3 protein-coding genes and 1 pseudogene are annotated in these 3957 nt (G+C 67.5%); 1 reads left to right on the top strand and 3 read right to left on the bottom strand.

All coding sequences use genetic code 11. From position 1 onward, the window contains the following. On the bottom strand, window positions 1-862 hold an 862-nt coding region (locus tag ACFDSW_RS15780; RefSeq protein WP_375251217.1), incomplete at its 3' end, for an aldehyde dehydrogenase family protein. A gap of 83 nt (window positions 863-945) precedes the next feature. Between ACFDSW_RS15780 and ACFDSW_RS15775 the strand changes: the two genes are divergently transcribed. Beyond that, window positions 946-1923, top strand: a complete 978-nt coding sequence (locus tag ACFDSW_RS15775; protein WP_375251216.1) for a LysR family transcriptional regulator — start codon at window positions 946-948, stop codon at window positions 1921-1923. On the opposite strand, the gene ACFDSW_RS15770 is transcribed toward ACFDSW_RS15775, so the two are convergent. Beyond that, window positions 1849-3240, bottom strand: a complete 1392-nt coding sequence (locus ACFDSW_RS15770; RefSeq protein WP_375251215.1) for a sugar transferase — start codon at window positions 3238-3240, stop codon at window positions 1849-1851. The genes ACFDSW_RS15775 and ACFDSW_RS15770 overlap by 75 nt on opposite strands. 106 nt (window positions 3241-3346) lie before the next feature. Next, a pseudogene (locus ACFDSW_RS15765) lies at window positions 3347-3957 on the bottom strand (hypothetical protein); the annotation flags it as partial.

The raw sequence follows: 3957 nt of genomic DNA, 5'->3' as shown, positions 1-3957 counted from the left end.
GCACCACCACCGGCAGCGCCATGCAGCGCTCGCCGGCCGAGCCGAAGGCCGCGCCCGACAGGTCGGCAACCACCTGGTCGAGATCCGCGTCGGGCATGACGATGCCGTGATTCTTCGCGCCCCCCATCGCCTGGACACGCTTCCCCGCCTCGACGCCGCGGCGATAGACGTAGTGCGCGATGTCGGACGAACCGACGAAGCTGACCGCGCCGATCGCTGGGTGATCGAGGATCGCGTCGACCATCTCCTTGTCGCCATGGACGACCTGCAGCACGCCCTCGGGCAGCCCCGCTTCGCGCATCAGCTCCGCCAGTCGCACCGGCACGCTGGGATCGCGCTCGCTCGGCTTCAGGATGAAGGCATTGCCGCATGCGATCGCGACGCCGAACATCCACATCGGAATCATCGCCGGGAAATTGAACGGCGTGATGCCGGCACCGATGCCGATCGGCTGACGCATCGAATAGACGTCGATCCCCGGCCCCGCGCCTTGCGTATATTCGCCCTTCAGCACGTGCGGGATGCCGCAGGCGAATTCGATCACCTCCAGCCCGCGCTGGATGTCGCCCCTGGAATCGGCGATCACCTTGCCATGCTCGCTCGACAGGGTGTGCGCCAGCTCGTCCATATGCGCTTCGACCAGTTCCTTGAACCGGAACATCACGCGCGCTCGACGCTGGGGATTGGTGGCCGCCCAGGCGGGCTGCGCCGCCTGCGCCGCCGCCACCGCCTTGTCCAGATCGGCGGTGCTGCCCAGCGCCACACGCGCCTGCACCTCGCCGTTGTTCGGGTCGAAGACGTCACCGTGGCGCGTCGCCGCGCCGGCGGCACCGCCTGCAACGACATGGTCGATGATCCGCATCGCATCGCTCTCCTGCTATCCCGCGGCGGTCTGGGCCGCTTCGGATTTGCAAGCAAGCGGCAAATCTGCAACGTTCACCTGCATTGACGCAGCCTATTCCCTGGAACGACCTGCAGGATTTCCTCGCGATCGCGCGGGCCGGGCAACTGGCGCGCGCGGCGGCGCAGCTTGGCGTGGATGCCACAACGATCGGCCGCCGCCTGCGCCGTCTGGAGGCGCGGCTCGGCCGCACCCTGTTCGAGCAGACGCGCGAGGGCCAGGTACTGACCGAGGCGGGTGAGGCGCTGCTGGCGCAGGTCGAGCAGATGGGCCGCGCGGCCGAGCGGATCGCGGTCGCCGGCGGCGAACGCGAGGCGCTGTCGGGGTTGCTGCGCGTCAGCGTGTCGGAGGGGTTCGGCAACTGGCTGATCGCGGAGCATCTCCACGAGTTCGCCGCCGCGCACCCCGCGCTGTCGATCGATCTGGTCGCCAGCAACGGTTTCCTGAGCCCGTCCAAGCGCGAGGCGGACTGCGCGGTCCTGCTGGCGCGTCCGCGACAGGGGCCGGTCGTCGCCAGCAAACTGTCCGACTATAGCCTGTGCCTCTACGCCGCCCCGGCCTATCTCGCGCGGCAGCGCATCCCGGAAGGCACAGACGACCTGCGCGCGCATCGCCTGATCGGCTATATTCCCGATCTGCTCTACGCCCCGGAGCTGCGCTATCTGCCCGATATCGATCCCGATCTGGCGCCGGTGCTGCGCAGCACCAGCATTCAGGCGCAGGCGCGGCTGATCGCCAGCGGCGCGGGGATCGGAGTGTTGCCGCATTTCATCGCCGGCGGCGACCCGGCGTTCGTGCGTGTCCTGCCCGAGGTGACGATCCCCCGCGCCTTCTGGCTGGTGACGCATCGCGACACCCGCCAGTTGCGCCGCATCCGTGCCTTCCGCTCCTGGCTGGTCGATCTGGTCGGCCGACATCGCGCGCGGCTGATCGCCGCCGGGGCGACCTTAGAAGGCGTTGCGGTGCAACAGCACCCGGACGGTGAGGACGATGATCTTCACATCGCGCCAGATCGACCATGACGCGCAATATTCGAGATCCGATTCGAGCCGGTTGCGCAAATCGTCCTCGACCATCGTCGCACCACGGAAGCCGCGAATCTGCGCCAAGCCGGTAAGCCCCGGCTTGGCGGCATGCCGATCCCAGTAGCGCGAGTCGACTTCCCAGAACAATTTGTCCGCCGCGCGCGACCCCAGAGCGTGCGGCCGCGGGCCGACGATGCTCATGCTGCCGCCAACGACATTGAGCAATTGCGGCAGTTCGTCGAGCGAGGTGCGGCGGATGAACCGGCCTGAAAGGGTGATGCGATCATCGTCACGCGCGGTGGAGCGATGCCCGGCCGCGTCGCCGACCCGCATCGACCGGAATTTATAGATCCGGAACATGCGGTTGGCGCGCCCGATGCGGATCTGCTTGAACAGCACCGGCCCGGGCGAATCGAGCATCACCCACAAGGCGATGAGCGTCATCAACGGCGCAAGGAAGATCAGCGCCGGGATCGCAAGCGCCAGATCGAAGCCGCGTTTGACGACCCGGTCCGAGAGGCTCAACGGCCCGACCGCGACGATCACCGACGGCGCCGCGCGATCGGGGCCCAACCCCAACGGACGCAGCATCGTCAGTTCGGGCATCGCCAGCTCGCCCTGGATATTCGCCCCGCGCAACGCGCGCGCCCACGCCAGCCGCCGCTCGGGCGGACAGGTGACGACGACACGGTCCATCGCCATCAGGGCGGCGGCCAGCCGGTCGTACATCAGCGGATCGTGCCGCTCGGGATCGAGATCGTCACCGGCATACAGCACGGTCGAAAAGCTGCCCGCCGGGATCGGCGCGTCACCGTCACGGATCAGCGCGGCGCTGAACGGATCGCCCCCCACCAACGCAGCCAGCCGCGGCACCAGCATGGCACGCGCCAGCGCCACCGCCACGAAAGCGCCAAGCGAGCTTGCCGCCAGCGTGACGCGAGAGAAATCCTCGCCCTTCTTGAGATAGAAGACCGCCATCAGCAGCACCGCCAGGGCGATCGCCAGGGCATACCAGCTGCGCCGTATCGCCTGCACCGCATCGGTGCGCGCGGCGACCGCGAACGCCCCTGCATGGCCGCCGATCAACAGATACAGCATCAACTGGATCATGCCGAAGATCGGCGCGGGATCGATATCATAGGACGGGCGCAGCAGGCGCGCGACGAAGAAGGGCGCGACGATCGCGATCGCGTCGCCCACGATCAGCAGTATGACGGAGCGAAACCGCCGCATCGTCGCGGCGCCGCGCGGCGGCACGCGCCGAACGTCGGCACGCCCGCTGGCCGCAACCTCGATCGCCGAGCTGTCATTCACCGGCGATGCGCCCGCGCTCGCCGATGTTCGTCGTGACGGACTCCGCCCCCATCCCCGCGTATGCCCCTGTCATTGTGGAACGACAGGGCGATAGCGAAGGTGCGGTTTATATTTCGTAAGGCCCGCGCGCGGCGTCGGGCGGGGTGAAGGCGCGATCTGGCACCTCGTCCGGTGTCCGGTGCTCGACCGGTTCCGGCTGGGGCAGGCGTCGCGCCGCGTCATCGCTCAACATCGCGCGGACATGCTCCGAATAGGCCGGACGGCGCATCCACTGGTGGCGGATATGATCGCACACCCGCCGCCAGGCCCGGGGGGTCGGCGAATTGAACGGCAGGCTAAGCAGGACGAGCGTGCGCCACGCCACCCCGATCCGCCCGACTTCGCGCCCACGCCGTGTTTGCCCGGAGAACGCCACGAGACTCGGCCATTTCATCGCAAAATGATTGAGCGACGCCATGATATCCGATTCGTAATTGCGGTTGATGAAGCCGTTGGCCTCTTTCTGTATTCCGACCGGGCGGGTGTGATGAACGGGAATGGCGTCGATGATCGCGAACTGCCGCTGTTCGGCGGGCAAAGCGCTGCCCCATACCAGGTCGAAGCCGCTCTCCCACCCGTATTCAAACAATGGCGCAACGCATCGCAGCGCATCCCGGGTGAAGAACGGCGCCATCATTTCGATGTAATTGACCCGGCGAAAACGGAACAGCGGGTTCC

This window comes from Sphingomonas sp. (assembly GCF_042091075.1).
Lineage (GTDB): Bacteria > Pseudomonadota > Alphaproteobacteria > Sphingomonadales > Sphingomonadaceae > Sphingomonas.
This window is presented reverse-complemented; position numbering and strand designations above follow the sequence as displayed.